Source organism: Allobosea sp. UC22_33 (genome assembly GCF_042700715.1).
Lineage (GTDB): Bacteria > Pseudomonadota > Alphaproteobacteria > Rhizobiales > Beijerinckiaceae > Allobosea.
In genome coordinates, this window is sequence record NZ_CP170556.1 from 4772835 (window position 1) to 4788022 (window position 15188).

Here is a 15188-nt window from a genome sequence, read left to right on the forward strand (position 1 = left end):
AGTCCGCTCAGCCCTCCAGAAACTGCATCCGGTGCAGCCGGGCATAAGCGCCGTCGCGCGCCAGCAATTCATCGTGGCTGCCGGTCTCGACGACCTTGCCCTCGTCCATCACCACGATCATGTCGGCCTCGCGGATGGTCGAGAGCCGGTGCGCGATGACGATGGTGGTGCGCCCCTTCATCAGCCCCGCCAGAGCCTGCTGGACCAGCCGTTCGGATTCCGTGTCGAGCGCGCTCGTCGCTTCGTCGAGCAGCAGGATCGGCGCGTTCTTCAGGATGGCGCGCGCGATCGCGACCCGCTGGCGCTCGCCGCCCGAGAGCTTGTGGCCGCGCTCGCCAACCGGGGCGTCATAGCCGCCGGGCATCGCCATGATGAAGTCATGCGCGGCAGCGGCCTTGGCCGCTGCGACGATCTCGTCCGGCGAGGCCTCAGGTCGGCCGAAGGCGATATTGGCCTGCACGCTGTCGTCGAACAGCACGACGTCCTGGCTGACCACGCCGACCTGTCGGCGCAGGCTCCTGAGCGTCACATTGCGCAGGTCCTGTCCGTCGATCTCGATCCGCCCCTCGGTCGGGTCGTAGAGGCGCGGCACCAGCGCGAGCAGCGTCGACTTGCCCGAGCCCGAGCGGCCGACCAGCGCCATCGTCTTCCCGCCCTGCGCGACGAGGTCGATGCCCTCCAGGGCACGCTGGTCCTCGCGATAACGGAAGCGGAGTTGGCGGAAGGCGACTTCGCCGGCCCCGACCGCAAGCGGCTTCGCATCGGGCCGGTCGAGCACCTGCGGCTTCTCGTCCATCAGTGCGTAGTAGCGTTTCAGCGAGGCTCCGGCCTCCTGGACGATGGCGTTGAGATTGCCGAGCGAGCGCATCGGCTGGGCCGCCAGCAGCAGCGCCGAGACATAGCCGGTGAAATCCCCGACCGTCGAATTGCCGGAGGTGATGCGCACGCCGATGGCGGCGAGCACGCCGGCGACCGCGATGCCGCCACCGACCTCGAGCAAGGGATCGAGCCGCCCGCGCGCATTGGCTGCCTTCATCTTCAGCGCCCGGATCGTCTCGAACGCGTTGGCGGCCCGCGTCTTCAGATAGGGCTCGAGCCGATCGGTCTTGGCGACGCGGGCGCCCTGCAGGCTTTCGGTGACGAGATTGGCCATCAGGCCGGTCTGTTCCTGCTGGGAACTGGCCATCCGGCGCAATTTGCGCCCGATCCGGCCGATGGGATGGGCGACCACCGGTGCGATCAGCAGCACCACCAGCGTCATCTGCCAGTCGATCCAGATCAGAGCCCCGACCAGCGCGATCGCGGTGACGACGTCGCGGATGGCGATGTTGACGATGCGCGTCAGCGCCTCCTTCACGAAGGTGAAGTCCGTGGTGAAGCGCTGCGTGAGCGAGGCTGGATTCTCTCGCTGCAACTGCGCCAGATCGGCATCGATCAGATGGCCGTAGAGCGCCGTCTGCATGTTCGCCTCGATGCGGCTGACGACCTTGTTGGTCATCACCGTCTGGGCGAGCAGGGAGAAACCCTTGATCGCGGTGACGATGACGACCACGGTCGCAACCGCGTTGATGACGCCGATATCGTAGCCGATCGACTTCGAGACCAATCGCTCCATGCGCCGGACGAAACCCGTCGATTCGGCTGTCAGCGGATCGGCGAAGGCATCGAATGCCGCCTTGATCAGCAGCGGATAGAAGCTCGTCGTCGCGGCGATGACCACGACGAGGCCGAGAATCATCAGCATCTGCGGGAGGTAGGACCTGATCTGCTCACGCCAGACACGGGCAAAGAGCGCGAGGGTGTCGTCGGTGACGCGGCCGATCTTCATGCCGGGGGCCTATCATGGCAGACCGGCAAGCGCCACTGGCGCATGCCGGTCCATGGCGGAGGGGCCTTGCTACGAACACGAAGCTGTCTTCCCATGGCCACAACCGACTCAGGAGACCTCATGCCGCTATCCCCGCCGGCCCAGCCCGGCCAGAGCTTCGCCGAGATCGAAACTCCTGCCCTCGTGCTCGATCTCGACGCGTTCGAGCGCAATCTCGTCGCCATGGCCGCCTTCACGCAGGCGCATGGCATCCGGCTCAGGCCCCATGCCAAGTCGCATAAGAGCCCGGAGATCGCCTTGCGCCAGATTGCGCATGGCGCAGTTGGGCAGTGCTGCCAGAAGGTGGGCGAAGCGGAAGTGCTGGTGGCCGGCGGCGTCGGCGACGTGCTGGTCACCAACGAGATCGTGGGCGCTGCCAAGCTCGATCGTCTCGCCCGGCTCGCCCGCAGCGCCAAGATCGGCCTTTGCGTCGACCATCCCGACGGCGTGCGCGAGGCGGCGGAAGCGGCGGCCCGCAACGATGTGACGCTCGATGTCTATGTCGAGATCGATGTCGGTGGCCGGCGCTGCGGCGTCGCCCCCGGTGAGGGCGCCGTCCGGCTGGCCGAGGCGATCACGCGTTCCAACACGCTGCGCTTCGCCGGCATCCATGCCTATCACGGCTCGGCCCAGCACATGCGCTCCATCGACGAACGGCGCGAGGCGATCGAGCGCGCCGGGCTCGCCGCCCGCAACACGGTCGAGCGGCTCAAGCATCACGGCTTGCCCTGCGAAATCGTCACCGGCGCCGGCACCGGCACCCATGAGCTGGAGACGCAGTCCGGCATCTGGAACGAGATCCAGCCGGGCTCCTACATCTTCATGGACGCCGATTACGCCCGCAATCGCCAGGCCGACGGCACGCCCTTCCGCAGCTTCGAGCACGCCCTCTTCGTCCTCGCCGGCGTGATGAGCAAGCCGGTGCCGGACCGCGCCATCGTCGATGCCGGCCACAAGTCGGCGGCGGTCGATTCCGGCATGCCCGTGCCCTTCCGCCGCGAGGGCGTGATCTACACCAAGCCCTCCGACGAGCATGGCATCCTCACCGGCGACCCGGTCGCGGTGCCGCATCGCGGCGACCGTCTGCTGCTGATCCCCGGCCATTGCGACCCGACCGTCAACCTGCACGACTGGTATGTCTGCGTCCGCGGCCTGCACGGGCCCGACGCCCATGTCGAGGCGCTCTGGCCGGTCGCTGCGCGCGGTGCCCTGACCTGAGCGAGCGATGCTCGCCGAGCTCTTCCTGAGCCTGGCCACACCGGCGGCGCGGATGACGCGCCGGCTCGGTCTCGTCGCAGAGAGTGTCGCGCTCTGGGCGCGCGGCAATCGGCAACGCCGGGCCTGGGCGCCCCATCACGAGCGCTGCCGCGCCGTGGTGAGCGAAGTCGTCGCGGAGTTGCCGCAGCACCGGAAAGTCGCCGTCCTCGGCTCGGGCCTGCTGCGCGACATCCCGCTCGACCTGCTCTGCGAACGGTTCGAGCAGGTTCTGCTGGTCGATGCCGTTCACCTGCCCCAGATCCGGTTGCGCATGCGCCTTCTGCCCAAGGTCAGGCTCCTGACCCGCGATCTCACTGGCGTCATCGGCTGGCTCGCCGGAGAGGAAGGCGGGCGGGTCGATCCGCTCGCCGATCTGGCTTCCGACCCGGCCGTCGACCTCGTCATCTCCGCCAACCTGATGTCGCAGCTTGCCTGGCCGGTCGAAGACTGGCTGGACGATCATCCTGCCCGCGCGGGACAACTCCCGGCCGATCTGCCGGCGCAATGCATTGCCTGGCATCTCACCGATCTCCGCCGCTTCGGCGGTCGCGTCGCCCTGTTGAGCGATGTCGAGATGATCGAGAGGGACCGTACAGGTACGGTCATCGATCGCCTCGATCTTACACGCGGCGCCGCTCTTCCGGATCCTGATGAAAGCTGGGATTGGCCGGTCGCGCCTTTCGGCGAAGCCGAGCGCGACCGCGAAAGCATCCACCGTGTCGGCGCCTGGCGGGATTTCCGTTGAAGCGCCGGGTCGGCTTCAGGGCCGCCAGCCGGTCTCCTCGACCGGGGCGTTCTCGCGCTCTTCCGCGCGACGCGCTTCCTCGACGACGGCGAAGAGCGCCCTGAGCGCCGCATCGACACCTTCACCCGAAGCGGCCGAGAGGATGATCGGCATGCGCTTGGCCGCGCGCTTCAGGCGCGCGACCTGCTCCTTGAGCACCTCCGGCGTCAGCGCGTCGACCTTGGAGAGCGCGACGATCTCCGGCTTCTCGGCCAGTCCCTCGCCATAGGCCTCCAGCTCCTCGCGCACGGTCTTGTAGGCCTTGCCGGCATGCTCGCTGGTGCCTTCAACCAGATGCAGCAGCACGCGGCAGCGCTCGATATGGCCGAGGAATCGGTCACCGAGGCCATGGCCCTCATGCGCGCCCTCGATCAGGCCGGGAATATCGGCCAGCACCATCTCGCGCCCGTCGACGCGCACGACGCCGAGGCCGGGATGCAGCGTGGTGAACGGATAATCGGCGATCTTCGGCTTCGCCGCCGTGACGGTGGCGAGGAAGGTCGACTTGCCGGCATTGGGCAGGCCGACGAGGCCGGCATCTGCGATCAGCTTCAGCCTGAACCAGACCCAGCGCTCCTCGCCCGGCAGGCCGGGATTGGCATGGCGTGGCGCCTGATTGGTCGCGGTCTTGAAATAGGCGTTGCCGAAGCCGCCATTGCCGCCCTTGCACAGGACGAAACGCTGGCCGGGCTCGGTCAGGTCGGCGACCAGGGTCTCGCCATCCTCGTCGAAGATCTGCGTGCCCGGCGGCACCTTGAGCACCTTGGTTTCACCATTGGCGCCGTGCCGGTCGGAACCCATGCCGTGCCCGCCGATCTTGGCCTTGAAATGCTGCTGGAAACGGAAGTCGATCAGCGTGTTCAGGCCCTGCACGCATTCGATGACGATATCGCCGCCGCGCCCGCCATCGCCGCCGTTCGGCCCACCGAACTCGATGAATTTTTCACGGCGGAAGGAGACGCAGCCGGCGCCGCCGTCACCCGCCTTCACATAGATCTTGGCCTGGTCGAGGAATTTCATGCTGTTTCACTAGTGATGAGCGAAGGAAAGGGCAATGGACCGGATCACGCCGCCTGCCGGAAAGCGCTCATCTCTTCGCGGAGCGCATCGGCAAAACGCTGCGCCGCCAGCCCCGGACGCGGCGCCATGATCAGCCCGACCGTCAGTTCGAACAGCGGCGGCAAGCCCTCGGTCGCGCCGAGACGGCGCAGCGAGGGCGGCACGGCGCTTTCCGTAATGGCCGTGACGCAGAAGCCGCCCTCCACCGCCGAAAGCACGCCGGAGGTATGCGAGCAGGAAAAGACCAGCCGATACGCCCGTCCCGCGCTGTTCAGCGCGCCGAGCACGCGCGAGCGCGCCCGGCAGCCTTCGGAGAACAGGGCGAGTGGCAGCGTCTCCTGCAGTTCCGGGCGATGGCCGCGCGCCGCGACCCAGATCATCGGCTCGCGCCGGAGTACCTCGCCCATCGGCCGGCTCGGATCCTGCGAGACCACGGCGAGATCGAGATCGCCCGCCTTCAGCGCCGGCTCGATCCGCTTCGAGAGGTCGCAATGGACCTCGAGCTCGACCTTGGGATGCTCCACCGCGAAACGCGCGATCAGCGGCCTGAGATAGGCGTCCATATAGTCGTCGGGAACGCCGATGCGCAGGCGCCCCGTCGGCGTCTCGCCGGCAAGGTCGGCCAGCGCCTCGCGCTCGACGGCGAGCAGGCGCCGCGCATGGGCGATCAGGCGCTCGCCCGCATCGGTCGGGGTGACGCCGCGGCGCGAGCGCTCCAGCAGCTTGTGGCCGAGCTGGCTCTCCAGATCCTGGATGCGCACCGAGATCGCCGATTGCGTCCGGCCCAGCCGGGCGCTCGCAGCGGTGAAGCCACCGGTCTCCGCCACGGCCACCAGCATCCCGAGCGCAGCGAGATCGAAATGAGCGGTCATGACGTGCCTCCTTGGGACGGGTGCGATCGATCGGTTTTAAGAATGGTTAAATCAGAATAATCCGTTTTTCCGATTGAAGGAAGCGGCCTATATCATTGGTCGAACGAAGCCGAGCAGACCGCGCCGTCGCGGCCGAAGCTGGCTTCACCGATCGTCAGAAAACACCATGTCCGCCCCTGCCATTCCCGTCCGGCCCGCGTCGCCCGCGCTGGCGATGTTCCTCACGCTGCTGACCGGCGCCACCTGCATCGGCTTTTCCGGCATCTTCGTGCGCCTCGCCGATGTCGGCCCGGCCGCGGCCGGCTTCTGGCGCATGCTCTTCGCGCTGCCGGTTCTGGTCGCCTGGACGGCGCTGGAGCAGCGCAGGCCGGCGGGCGAGAAGATCGGTCGCGGCGCCTTCATCGCGGTCGCGCTGGCCGGCCTGACCTTCGGCATCGACGTCACGCTCTATAACGCCGCGCTCGGCCATACGACCATCGCCAACGCCTCGCTGCTCGGCAATCTCTCGCCGGTCGGCGTCGTGCTCGGCGGCTGGCTTTTGCTCGGCGACAAGCCCTCGCGGCGCATCCTTGGCGCGCTGATGCTGGCGGTCGCTGGCGCGATCCTGCTGGTGCTGCCGAAATTCACCGGCGCCGAACGCGTCACCGGCAATCTCTTCGGCGACAGTCTCGCCGTCGGTGCCGCGTTCTCCTATGCCGCCTATATCCTGGCGGTGCGCCGCGCCCGCGACGGGGCCGGCGCCGGCTATGTCAGCCTCGTCTCCAGCGCGATCTGCGCCGTGTTCTGCCTCGCCGCCGCGCTGATGCTGGGCGAGCAGATCGTTCCGATGAGCCTGCAGGGCTGGCTCGCGGTCGCGGCGCTCGGCCTCGTCTCCCATGCGCTCGGCCAGGGCCTGATCACGCTCTCGCTCGGCAGCTATGGCGCCGGCGCCGCCTCGCTCGTCATGGTCTGGCCGGCTCTGGTCAGCGTGCTCGCCGCATGGGCGCTGTTCGGCGAGCAGCCGACGCCGGTCCAGGCCTTCGGCGGCGTCGCCATTCTCGCCGCCGTGCTGCTGGTGAGGCGCGGCTGAGCCTGGCCCTCAGGCCGCAGTCTTGACGCCATAGTGCAGGATCACGGTTCCGTTCTTGAGCGGGCGGGCCGCGATCAACGCGTAGTGGCGCTTCTCCGCGTTCGGCTTGAACAAGGGCGTACCCTGCCCGATGGTAACCGGCGCGACCGCGATCATGATCTCGTCGACGAGACCCGCCGCCAAGAGCGATTCCGTCAATTCGGCGCTGCCGAAGACATAGATGTCCTTGCCGGCTTCCGCCTTTCGGCGCGTGATCTCTCCGGTGATATCCGCCGTCACCGTCGTATTGTTCCAGTCGGAGCCGGTGAGGCTGCGTGACGCCACGAGCTTCGGCAGGGCGTTCATGAAGCCCTTGACCTCGCCTTCACCCTCATCCTCGTTCGTCGTCCAGTAGGCCTTCATCCCCTCATAGGTGACGCGGCCGAAGACGAGCAGCCCGGCCTTGCGGCCGAACTCGCTGCTGAGCACGGAGATCTCGTCGCCCCAGGCATCGCCATGGAAGCTCAGATCCCACTTCTCCTTGCCTTCGAAGAACCCCTCCATGGTCATCAGATTCCAGACGATCACCTTGGCCATCGCATCCTCCTGACAGGTCCGGTCAAAACCAGTTTCGATTTGCAACCGGTTGTTGGGTAACGAAACCGCTCCTATGTTGCAAGCGGTTTTGGAGACAAGCATGCGCGAGACCGGCCGTTCGGGCTGTCCGATCAATCTGACGCTGGAAATCCTGGGCGACCGCTGGAGCCTGATCGTGCTGCGCGACATCATGTTCGGCAACCGCCGGCATTTCCGCGAGATGCTGGCGAAATCGGACGAGGGCATCGCCTCGAACATCCTCGCCGACCGCCTGAAGCGCCTCGTCGAGAAGGGCCTGCTCTCGCGCCGCGACGACGCCAGCCACAAGCAGAAGGCGATCTACAGCCTGACCGAGATGGGCATCGCGCTCGTCCCGGTCTTCGCCGCTATGGGGGAGTGGGGCCGAAACTTCCTGCCGGTGACCGAGGAACTCTCGATCCGCGCCGAACTGCTCAGCGAAGGCGGCCCGCCCCTTTGGGAGCGTTTCATGCAGGAGCTGAGGCATCTCCATCTCGATGCGCCCAAGCCCGAGCAATCCGTGCTCGCCGAGCTGACGCAGGCCTATCGGGACGCGCTGGCGCGGCGGCAGGCCACGGCGGGCTGAAGCCCACCCGAACTTATCCCCGTCTGCCGTAGCGGCATCACACTGGGACTCCCGTCCAGGAGCCTCAGATGCCCATCCTCCATCGTCCGTACGCCGATCGCGAGCTTCGCGCCGCCCGGTTGCGCCTGCTGCGGCTGCGCGACGAGCTTTGCCTGATCCGGCGCGATCATTGGCGCCGCAAATACAACCCGAACCAGCCGCGCGTCCCCTCCGGCAATGCCGGCGGCGGTCAATGGACCAGCGGCGCCGGCGGAGGTGGCGGCTCCAGCCCGGCAGATCCCCTGTCTCCCGATGGCAGCTCGCTGGGTGCCGATACCGGCTGGTCCCCGCTCGACGAAGGCTGGAGCGAGGATGGCTCGATCTTCGAGCAGACCGTCACGGACGGCGAGGGCACGACGATCCAGTCGGAATATGCCGCCTCGCGCGCCGTAAGCTTCGACGAGCGCCAGACTGTCATCGATCCCGAGGGCAACAAGACCAGCTTCGAGAGGAGCGGCAATGTCCAGTCGATCTATAACGGCGGCCCCGACGGCGAACTCGTCGCCCGCACGATCTGGACGCCGTCCGGGCCCGAGCCCGATGCGACGGTGCAGCCGGCTTTCGTGCCGCTTCTGGCAGCACCGGCGATCCTCCTCGGCGGCGCGATCCTTTTCAACTGGCAATCGCCGTCCAACGGCATCGACGGCCAGCATGCCGTCATGGGCTTCAACGCCCGTGAGTATCAGCTGGGAGACGGCACGACCGGCAAGTTCGACCTCAGCTTTTCCGGGCGCATAACGGAGGAGCAGGCCGAGCTAGCCTGCCGGCGCTTGCCGGATGTCAGGGAGTTAGCCGATCGCGCCGCCAATGCTGCCGGCTCCCCTGAGCTTTACCCGTCACGAACAGTTTATGGAACGGATATCCACACGCGCTTTGCGCGATATGTCAACGATTCTAAACGACTTCCGTTTCCGAGCCGAACGATCATTCCTCAAAGAACGCATTGAGGGCGTTAACAGCCAAGAGGTGCCTTATGGGTATCCGCGGTCGATCCGTGTGGACGCCTATGAATACCGAGAAGATGGCACGCTTTGCGTCTATGATCTCAAAACCGGCAAAGCCGGCTTGCCCGACCGGCGAGCTGATATCTTGGCGAGTGCCATAAAATTAGGGTTCAATCCTGTTCGACGGATCATTGTCATGGAGGTTAGGCCGAGACAATGACGACGAAGAAGCAGATCAGGGCGCTTTTTGAGCAACTCGCTTCACGCCATGACGATATCATTGTCAGGGGCCCGATCATTATACTGAAGCCGATGCGCCATGTGTATCGGGCGATTTCCATCGAGCGAAGCAGCAGTGCGGACTACCCCGGCTTTAACTGGCATATGGGGCATGCCTTCAATCCATTCGGTTCTATCTATGGTTTTGGCTTCGAACCGATCTGGCTTTCCAAAGACGGACCTCGGCGGTGGTCCGAGCCGGGTTTCGCCGAAGCGGCCATCACTGCGATCGAGCATCAGGGTCTGTCGATGTTGCGTCGCGCTGGAACGATCGATGACATGGTGCTTACCAGTGGCGAGCTTTGCGCTCCGCGACACAATGGCTGGCTGAACCACTACGAGCCTTATCGCATCCATATCCTCGCCGCTCTCGGCCGCTTCGACGAGGCCGCGGCCATCTACGAGCAGATCAAGGAATGGCACCTGCGCATGACATCCTGGCCGCGTCCAGCCTTCGAAAAGGCCACCGAGCTGGGAGCTCTTGTCACCGCGGGAGATCGCCCCGCCGTGGCTGCCCTGCTCCATCAATGGGAGGAGGAGTTCGCAACAAAAAACGACCTCCTCCCGGTCTACGAACGCACGCCCTTCCCGCTCGAACTTCAGCCCTGACGCCTCACTCCGCCGCCAGCCTTGGCGGGGCCGGCTTCGACATCGCTTCCGCCGTCGCGATCGCCGGCGCCGCGTGCTCGTCGATCGGCTCCCACTGGCTTTCGTCCTCGGCCTTGCCGAAGAACCGGCCGAAGAGCCAGCCGGTCGCCCGCGAGAGATCGTCCATCACCATGTAGAAGGACGGCACGAAGACCAGCGAGAGCACGGTCGAGACGATCAGGCCGCCGATCACCGCGATCGCCATCGGCGCGCGGAACTCGCCGCCGTCGCCGACGCCATAGGCCGAGGGCAGCATGCCCGCCGCCATCGCGATCGTGGTCATCAGGATCGGCCGTGCCCGCTTGCGGCCGGCCTCGATCAGCGCCGTGAAACGGTCCTTGCCGCGCCCGACCTCCTCCACCGCGAAATCGACCAGCATGATCGCGTTCTTGGTGACGATGCCCATCAGCATCAGCAGGCCGATATAGACCGGCATCGAGACGGCGTTGTTGGTCGCGAGCAGCGCGATCACCACGCCGCCGAAGGACAGTGGCAGCGAGAGCAGGATCGTGATCGGCTGGAAGACCGAGCCGAACAGCAGGATCAGCACCGCCAGCACCAGCATCAGACCGGTGGTCATCGCGGTGACGAAGCCCTGCACGACCTCGCCCTGGATCTCGGCATCGCCCGTCGCGGCGATCCAGACGCCCGGCGGCAGGCCGACCTCCTTGACGATCTCGTTGAACTTGTCCTGGGCCGTGCCGAGCTCGAAGCCGCGCTTCAGGTCGGCGCCGATCTGGGCGCGGCGGACACGGTCATAGCGGTCGATCGAGCTCGGCCCCTCGCCGAAGCCGATCTCGGCCACGGCCGTCAGCGGGATCGAGACGCCGGTCGCATTGGTCACGCGCAAAGCCGCGATGTTGCGCATGTCGGTCCGCGCGACTTCGTCGAGCTGGACGCGGATCGGCACCAGCCGGTCGCCCGCGTTGAACTTGGCGAGGTTCGGCCCGACATCGCCGATCGTGGCGACGCGCACCGCTTCCGAGATCGCCTCCGGCGTGACGCCGAGATTGGCAGCCTCCTCCAGCTTCGGCGTGACGCGCAATTCCGGCCGGCTCAGCGAGCCCGCCGTCGCGACATTGAGATAGCCGTCGACCTGGCGCATCCGCGCCTCGATCTTGGCAACGGCGGCATCCAGCGCCTCGCCATCCTTCGACAGGATCGAGAAGGCCATCTCGCGCTCGCCGCGCTCGTTGACATACCAGGCGCGCACATCCGGCACGCTGGCGAGCTTCTCGGCGATAGTGACCTTGAGCTCCTTCTGGGCGATGTCGCGCTCGGCCTTGGGCTTGAGCAGGATGAAGACCGAGGCGCGGCGCACCTCGCGCTGGCCGGTCGGCGAAGCCCCGCCCAGCACGAAGACGTCGCGCACTTCGGGAATGGTCTTCAGGACATCGACGAGCTTGTCGGTGGTGACGCGGGTGTCTTCGAGCGTCGAGCCGGGCGGCAATTCGACGGAAGCGACCACGCGCGAGGTGTCCTCGTCCGGGATGAAGCCGGTCGGCAGCATCTGCGTCGCCTGGATCGAACCGATCAGGAACATGAAGCCGATGACCAGCGTCGCATAGGCCGTGTTGAACGGCATGGTCCGCCAGCGCCCGGAGCCGTCGAGGCGCGGGAAGAACGGCATGCGACGCTTCTTCAGCGTGCCCCTGAGCAGGCCGACATAGCCGCGCATCACGAACCCGTCCTTGGGATCGGCATGATGGACCGGCTTCATCAGATAGGCGGCCATCATCGGCGTGATCAGGCGCGCGACGAGCAGCGAAAACAGCACGGCGACAGCGACGGTCAGGCCGAACTGCCGGAAATACTGGCCGGCGACGCCGCCCATGAAGGAGACCGGCGCGAAGATCGCGACGATGGTCAGCGTGATCGCGATGACCGCGAGGCCGATCTCGTCGGCCGCCTCCATCGCGGCGCGATAGGGCGATTTACCCATCTTCATGTGCCGGACGATGTTCTCGATCTCGACGATGGCGTCGTCGACCAGGATGCCGGTCACCAGCGTGATGCCGAGCAGGCTGACGAGGTTCAGCGAGAAGCCCATCAGCTCCATCGCCCAGAAGGTGGGAATGGCCGAGAGCGGCAGCGCCACTGCGGTGATCAGCGTCGCCCGCCAGTTGCGCAGGAACAGGAAGACGACGAGGACGGCGAGCCCTGCGCCTTCCAGTAGCGTTTCCATCGCCGCCTTGTAGTTGCCGTAGGTATAGGCGACGGCGTCGTCGATCGGCGTGATCTTGATGTCCGGGAAGCGCTTGTTCAGCTCATCCACGCGCTGCGCCACGACATCCTTGACCGAGAGCTCGCTCGACCCCTTCGAGCGGAATACCGCGAAGGTCACGACCGGGCTCTTGTTCAGGCGCCCGAACGCCCGCGGCTCGGAATTGGAATCCTCGACGCGGCCGAGCTCCTTCAGGCGCACCTCGCGTCCGCCCGAGAGCGTGATCTTGGTCTCCGCCAGCTCGGCGACGGTCCGCGCACCGGCGAGCGTACGGATCGCCTGCTCCTGACCGCCGACCTCGCCGCGCCCGCCGGCGAGATCGACATTGGTGGCGCGAATCTGGCGATTGACCTCGCCGGCGGTGATGCCGAGCGCGAGCAGCCGGTCGGGATCGAGCGAGATGCGGATCTCACGGTCGACGCCGCCATAGCGCTCGACCCGGCCGACGCCCTTCAGCCCCTGCAATTCGCGCGCGACGACATCGTCGACATGCCAGGAGAGCTGCTCCAGCGTCATGCCGGCCGAGGCCGCGCCATAGGTCAGGATCGACTGCCCCTCGACATCGATGCGCTGGATGATCGGCTCGTCGATGGTGCGCGGCAACTCGGCCCGGATCTTGGCGATCGCGTCCTTGACGTCGTTGACGGCCCGATCGGTATTGGTTTCCAGCCGGAACTCGATCAGCGTCAGCGACTGGCCGTCGGTCAGCGTCGAGACGACATGTTTCACGCCGGTGATATTGGCGACCGTGTCCTCGACGCGCTTGCTGACCTGGCTTTCGAGCTCGGCCGGCGCCGCGCCGGACTGCGTCACGGTGACGGAGACCAGCGGGATATCGATGTTCGGGAAGCGCGTCACCGGCAGCTTCGAGAAGGCGAGCAGCCCGAGCACGCAGAGCACGACGAAGAGCAGGATGGCCGGAACCGGCTTCCGGATCGACCAGGCGGAGAAATTGACGTTCATCGCGGCCGCCCGTCAGTTCGTCGCGACCGGCGTGATCACGTCGCCGTCGCGCACGAAGGTGCCGGCACGCGCCACGACCGTCTCGCCCTCGGTGATGCCGCTCGCGATCTCGGCGCGGCCATGGCCGACGAGCCCGAGCGTTACCGGCTTGGTCGTGACCTTGCCGTCCTTGACGGACTGAACGGTCGCCCCGGCCCGGTTATAGGTGATCGCCGACAGCGGCAGGGTGACGGCGCGCTTGCGGCCGGTCTCGATGATCCCGCGCGCGAAGGAGCCGATGGCGACCGGCGGATTGCCCTCGAGCGCGACGAGCACGCGGCCGAGCCGCGAGGCCTTGTCGACCTCCGGCATGATCAGGCGGATCGTGCCTGCCAGCGCCTCGTTGGCGCCGGCCGGGGTCACCGCCACGCCCTGCCCGAGCTTGAGCCGGGGCAGCTCGACCTCGGCGACCTGCGCCTCCAGCTCGACCGCGCCATCGGCGATGATCCGGAACAGCGGATCGGTCTGCGGCAGCATGCTCGCCATCGCGCCGAGCCGCGCCGTGCGCCGGCTGATGATGCCGGCGCGCGGCGCCTTGATCTCGGTGCGCGCCAGTTTGACGGTGATATCCTTGCCCTGCGCCTGGGCCAAGGCGAGGTCCGCGCTGGCGATCGCCAGCGCCTGCCGGGCCGAGTTCGCGCGGGCTTGTCCGGAACGGGCAGCGGCGGCCCGCTGGTCGAACGTCTCGATGCTGGTGTTGCCGGTCTCGCGCAGGGCCTTGGTCCGGTCGAAGGCGTTGTTGGCCTGGACGACATTGGCATCGGCTTCGGCGATCTGGGCCTTGGCCTGCGCGATCAGCGCCTCGGCACGGGCGATCTGGGCGTCGTTCTGGGACTTCTGGACTTCGAGCGTCGTCCGGCTCAGCCGGGCGAGCACCTGCCCTTGCGCAACCTTGTCGCCTTCCTGCGCCAGCAATTCGACGATCGAGAGCCCGTCGACTTCCGGCGCGACCAGGATTTCGTCGCGCGCGACGATCGAGCCGGAGACGACGACGCTCTGGACGATCTCGGTCGTCTGCGCCTGCGTCACCGTGACGGAGGGTCCCGCGGCAGCCGGCGCGGCCGGGGCCGCGGTCTGAGCCCGCAGCGGCAGCGGCGCAGCAAGCAGCGCGAGGGCGATCATCGCGTTCAGCGAAACGATCGAACGAAGGGACATCGGAAAGAATCCTGTTGCGGCCATCGGGCCGGACGGAGACGGGGAAAGCGCGGCGGAAGCAGAGATCACGACTGCGTCTCCGTTTCGGGCAGGAGCATGGTCTGCGAGAGCTGGCGCATGCCGTCGAAGAGCGTGTCGGCGGCAGCGGTCACATCGAAATTCGGGTCCATCGCCCGCCGGCAGAAGAAGCCGTCCGCCATCATCGAGATCGCCATCAGGAAGCGGCCCTCGTCGAGACGCGGCGGCAACTCGCCGTTCGCCTTGGCCTCGCGGATCGCAGCTGCCAGGCCTTCGATCACGGTGCCCTCGATATCCGCGCACATCCGCGCCATGCCGGGATTGCGCGCGGCCTCGGCCCAGATCTGCACGGCGATCACCGCCTTCTCGCGCGGCTGATCGACGAGATGCTTGCGGCCAAGCGCCTCCAGCTGATCCAGCAGCGAGCCGTTATTCGGACAGAGCTTCCCGAAATCTTCCGCGATCAGGCTGCGGTCGCGCTCGGTCATGCCCTCGATGATCGCGTCCTTCGAGGAGAAATAGCGATAGAGATTGCCCGGGCTCATGCCGGCCTCGGCCGCCACATCCTGCATCGTCGCCGCATGGAAACCGGCGCGCGCGAAGACGCGCTCCGCCGCGTCGAGGATGCGGATATGCCGCTCCGACAGGACGGACTCGGGCGGCGAGGCGGGAACCACGGGTGACATGTGAACTCGAAACAATGAGAATGAATGTTCATTCTCATCTCAGATAAGACCGCTGGCGTCAAGCTGAGTGCCCCTCGCGCCCCTAGCCGCGGTGATAAACAGACT

Annotated in this window: 13 protein-coding genes; 6 read left to right on the forward strand and 7 right to left on the reverse strand. The window is 66.7% G+C overall.

Features of this window, described 5'->3' with window-relative positions:
• Positions 1 to 7 precede the first annotated feature (7 nt).
• A complete protein-coding gene (locus ACFJGT_RS23055; RefSeq protein ID WP_377842964.1) occupies positions 8 to 1828 on the reverse strand; it encodes an ABC transporter ATP-binding protein in 1821 nt (606 codons plus the stop codon).
• Positions 1829 to 1948: 120 nt separating this feature from the next.
• Here ACFJGT_RS23055 and ACFJGT_RS23060 point away from each other — a divergent pair, with 120 nt between their 5' ends.
• Positions 1949 to 3085 (forward strand): DSD1 family PLP-dependent enzyme, encoded by a 1137-nt coding sequence (locus ACFJGT_RS23060; RefSeq protein WP_377842967.1) that lies wholly within the window; start codon positions 1949 to 1951, stop codon positions 3083 to 3085.
• Positions 3086 to 3092: 7 nt separating this feature from the next.
• Complete coding sequence (locus ACFJGT_RS23065) at positions 3093 to 3869, forward strand: hypothetical protein (RefSeq protein WP_377842970.1); 777 nt, start codon at positions 3093 to 3095, stop codon at positions 3867 to 3869.
• 15 nt (positions 3870 to 3884) lie between these two features.
• Here the strand turns inward: ACFJGT_RS23065 and obgE are convergent, their stop codons facing one another.
• Positions 3885 to 4928, reverse strand: coding sequence for a GTPase ObgE (obgE, locus tag ACFJGT_RS23070; protein ID WP_377842973.1), 1044 nt, complete (start codon positions 4926 to 4928; stop codon positions 3885 to 3887).
• 44 nt (positions 4929 to 4972) lie between these two features.
• Positions 4973 to 5839: a LysR family transcriptional regulator gene (locus ACFJGT_RS23075; RefSeq protein WP_377842976.1), complete on the reverse strand. Its 867-nt coding sequence runs from the start codon at positions 5837 to 5839 to the stop codon at positions 4973 to 4975.
• Positions 5840 to 6005: 166 nt separating this feature from the next.
• Between ACFJGT_RS23075 and ACFJGT_RS23080 the strand changes: the two genes are divergently transcribed.
• Positions 6006 to 6908, forward strand: coding sequence for a DMT family transporter (locus ACFJGT_RS23080; RefSeq protein ID WP_377842980.1), 903 nt, complete (start codon positions 6006 to 6008; stop codon positions 6906 to 6908).
• Positions 6909 to 6917: 9 nt separating this feature from the next.
• Here the strand turns inward: ACFJGT_RS23080 and ACFJGT_RS23085 are convergent, their stop codons facing one another.
• On the reverse strand, positions 6918 to 7484 hold the full coding sequence (locus tag ACFJGT_RS23085; RefSeq protein WP_377842983.1) for a dihydrofolate reductase family protein: 567 nt from the start codon (positions 7482 to 7484) through the stop codon (positions 6918 to 6920).
• A gap of 100 nt (positions 7485 to 7584) precedes the next feature.
• On the opposite strand from ACFJGT_RS23085, the gene ACFJGT_RS23090 reads away from it, so the two are divergent.
• The 3 genes from ACFJGT_RS23090 (at position 7585) to ACFJGT_RS23100 (ending at position 9959) form a co-directional block, all read left to right on the forward strand.
• Positions 7585 to 8088, forward strand: coding sequence for a winged helix-turn-helix transcriptional regulator (locus ACFJGT_RS23090; RefSeq protein ID WP_377842989.1), 504 nt, complete (start codon positions 7585 to 7587; stop codon positions 8086 to 8088).
• Between the two features lie 68 nt (positions 8089 to 8156).
• Positions 8157 to 9074, forward strand: coding sequence for a hypothetical protein (locus ACFJGT_RS23095; protein ID WP_377842991.1), 918 nt, complete (start codon positions 8157 to 8159; stop codon positions 9072 to 9074).
• A gap of 213 nt (positions 9075 to 9287) precedes the next feature.
• Complete coding sequence (locus ACFJGT_RS23100) at positions 9288 to 9959, forward strand: hypothetical protein (RefSeq protein ID WP_377842994.1); 672 nt, start codon at positions 9288 to 9290, stop codon at positions 9957 to 9959.
• 4 nt (positions 9960 to 9963) lie between these two features.
• Here the strand turns inward: ACFJGT_RS23100 and ACFJGT_RS23105 are convergent, their stop codons facing one another.
• From ACFJGT_RS23105 to ACFJGT_RS23115, 3 genes are all read right to left on the reverse strand, one after another.
• A complete protein-coding gene (locus tag ACFJGT_RS23105; protein WP_377842996.1) occupies positions 9964 to 13185 on the reverse strand; it encodes an efflux RND transporter permease subunit in 3222 nt (1073 codons plus the stop codon).
• A 12-nt stretch (positions 13186 to 13197) separates the two neighbouring features.
• A complete protein-coding gene (locus tag ACFJGT_RS23110; protein WP_377843000.1) occupies positions 13198 to 14379 on the reverse strand; it encodes an efflux RND transporter periplasmic adaptor subunit in 1182 nt (393 codons plus the stop codon).
• A gap of 65 nt (positions 14380 to 14444) precedes the next feature.
• Positions 14445 to 15083, reverse strand: a complete 639-nt coding sequence (locus ACFJGT_RS23115; protein ID WP_377843002.1) for a TetR/AcrR family transcriptional regulator — start codon at positions 15081 to 15083, stop codon at positions 14445 to 14447.
• Between the last annotated feature and the right edge of the window lie 105 nt (positions 15084 to 15188).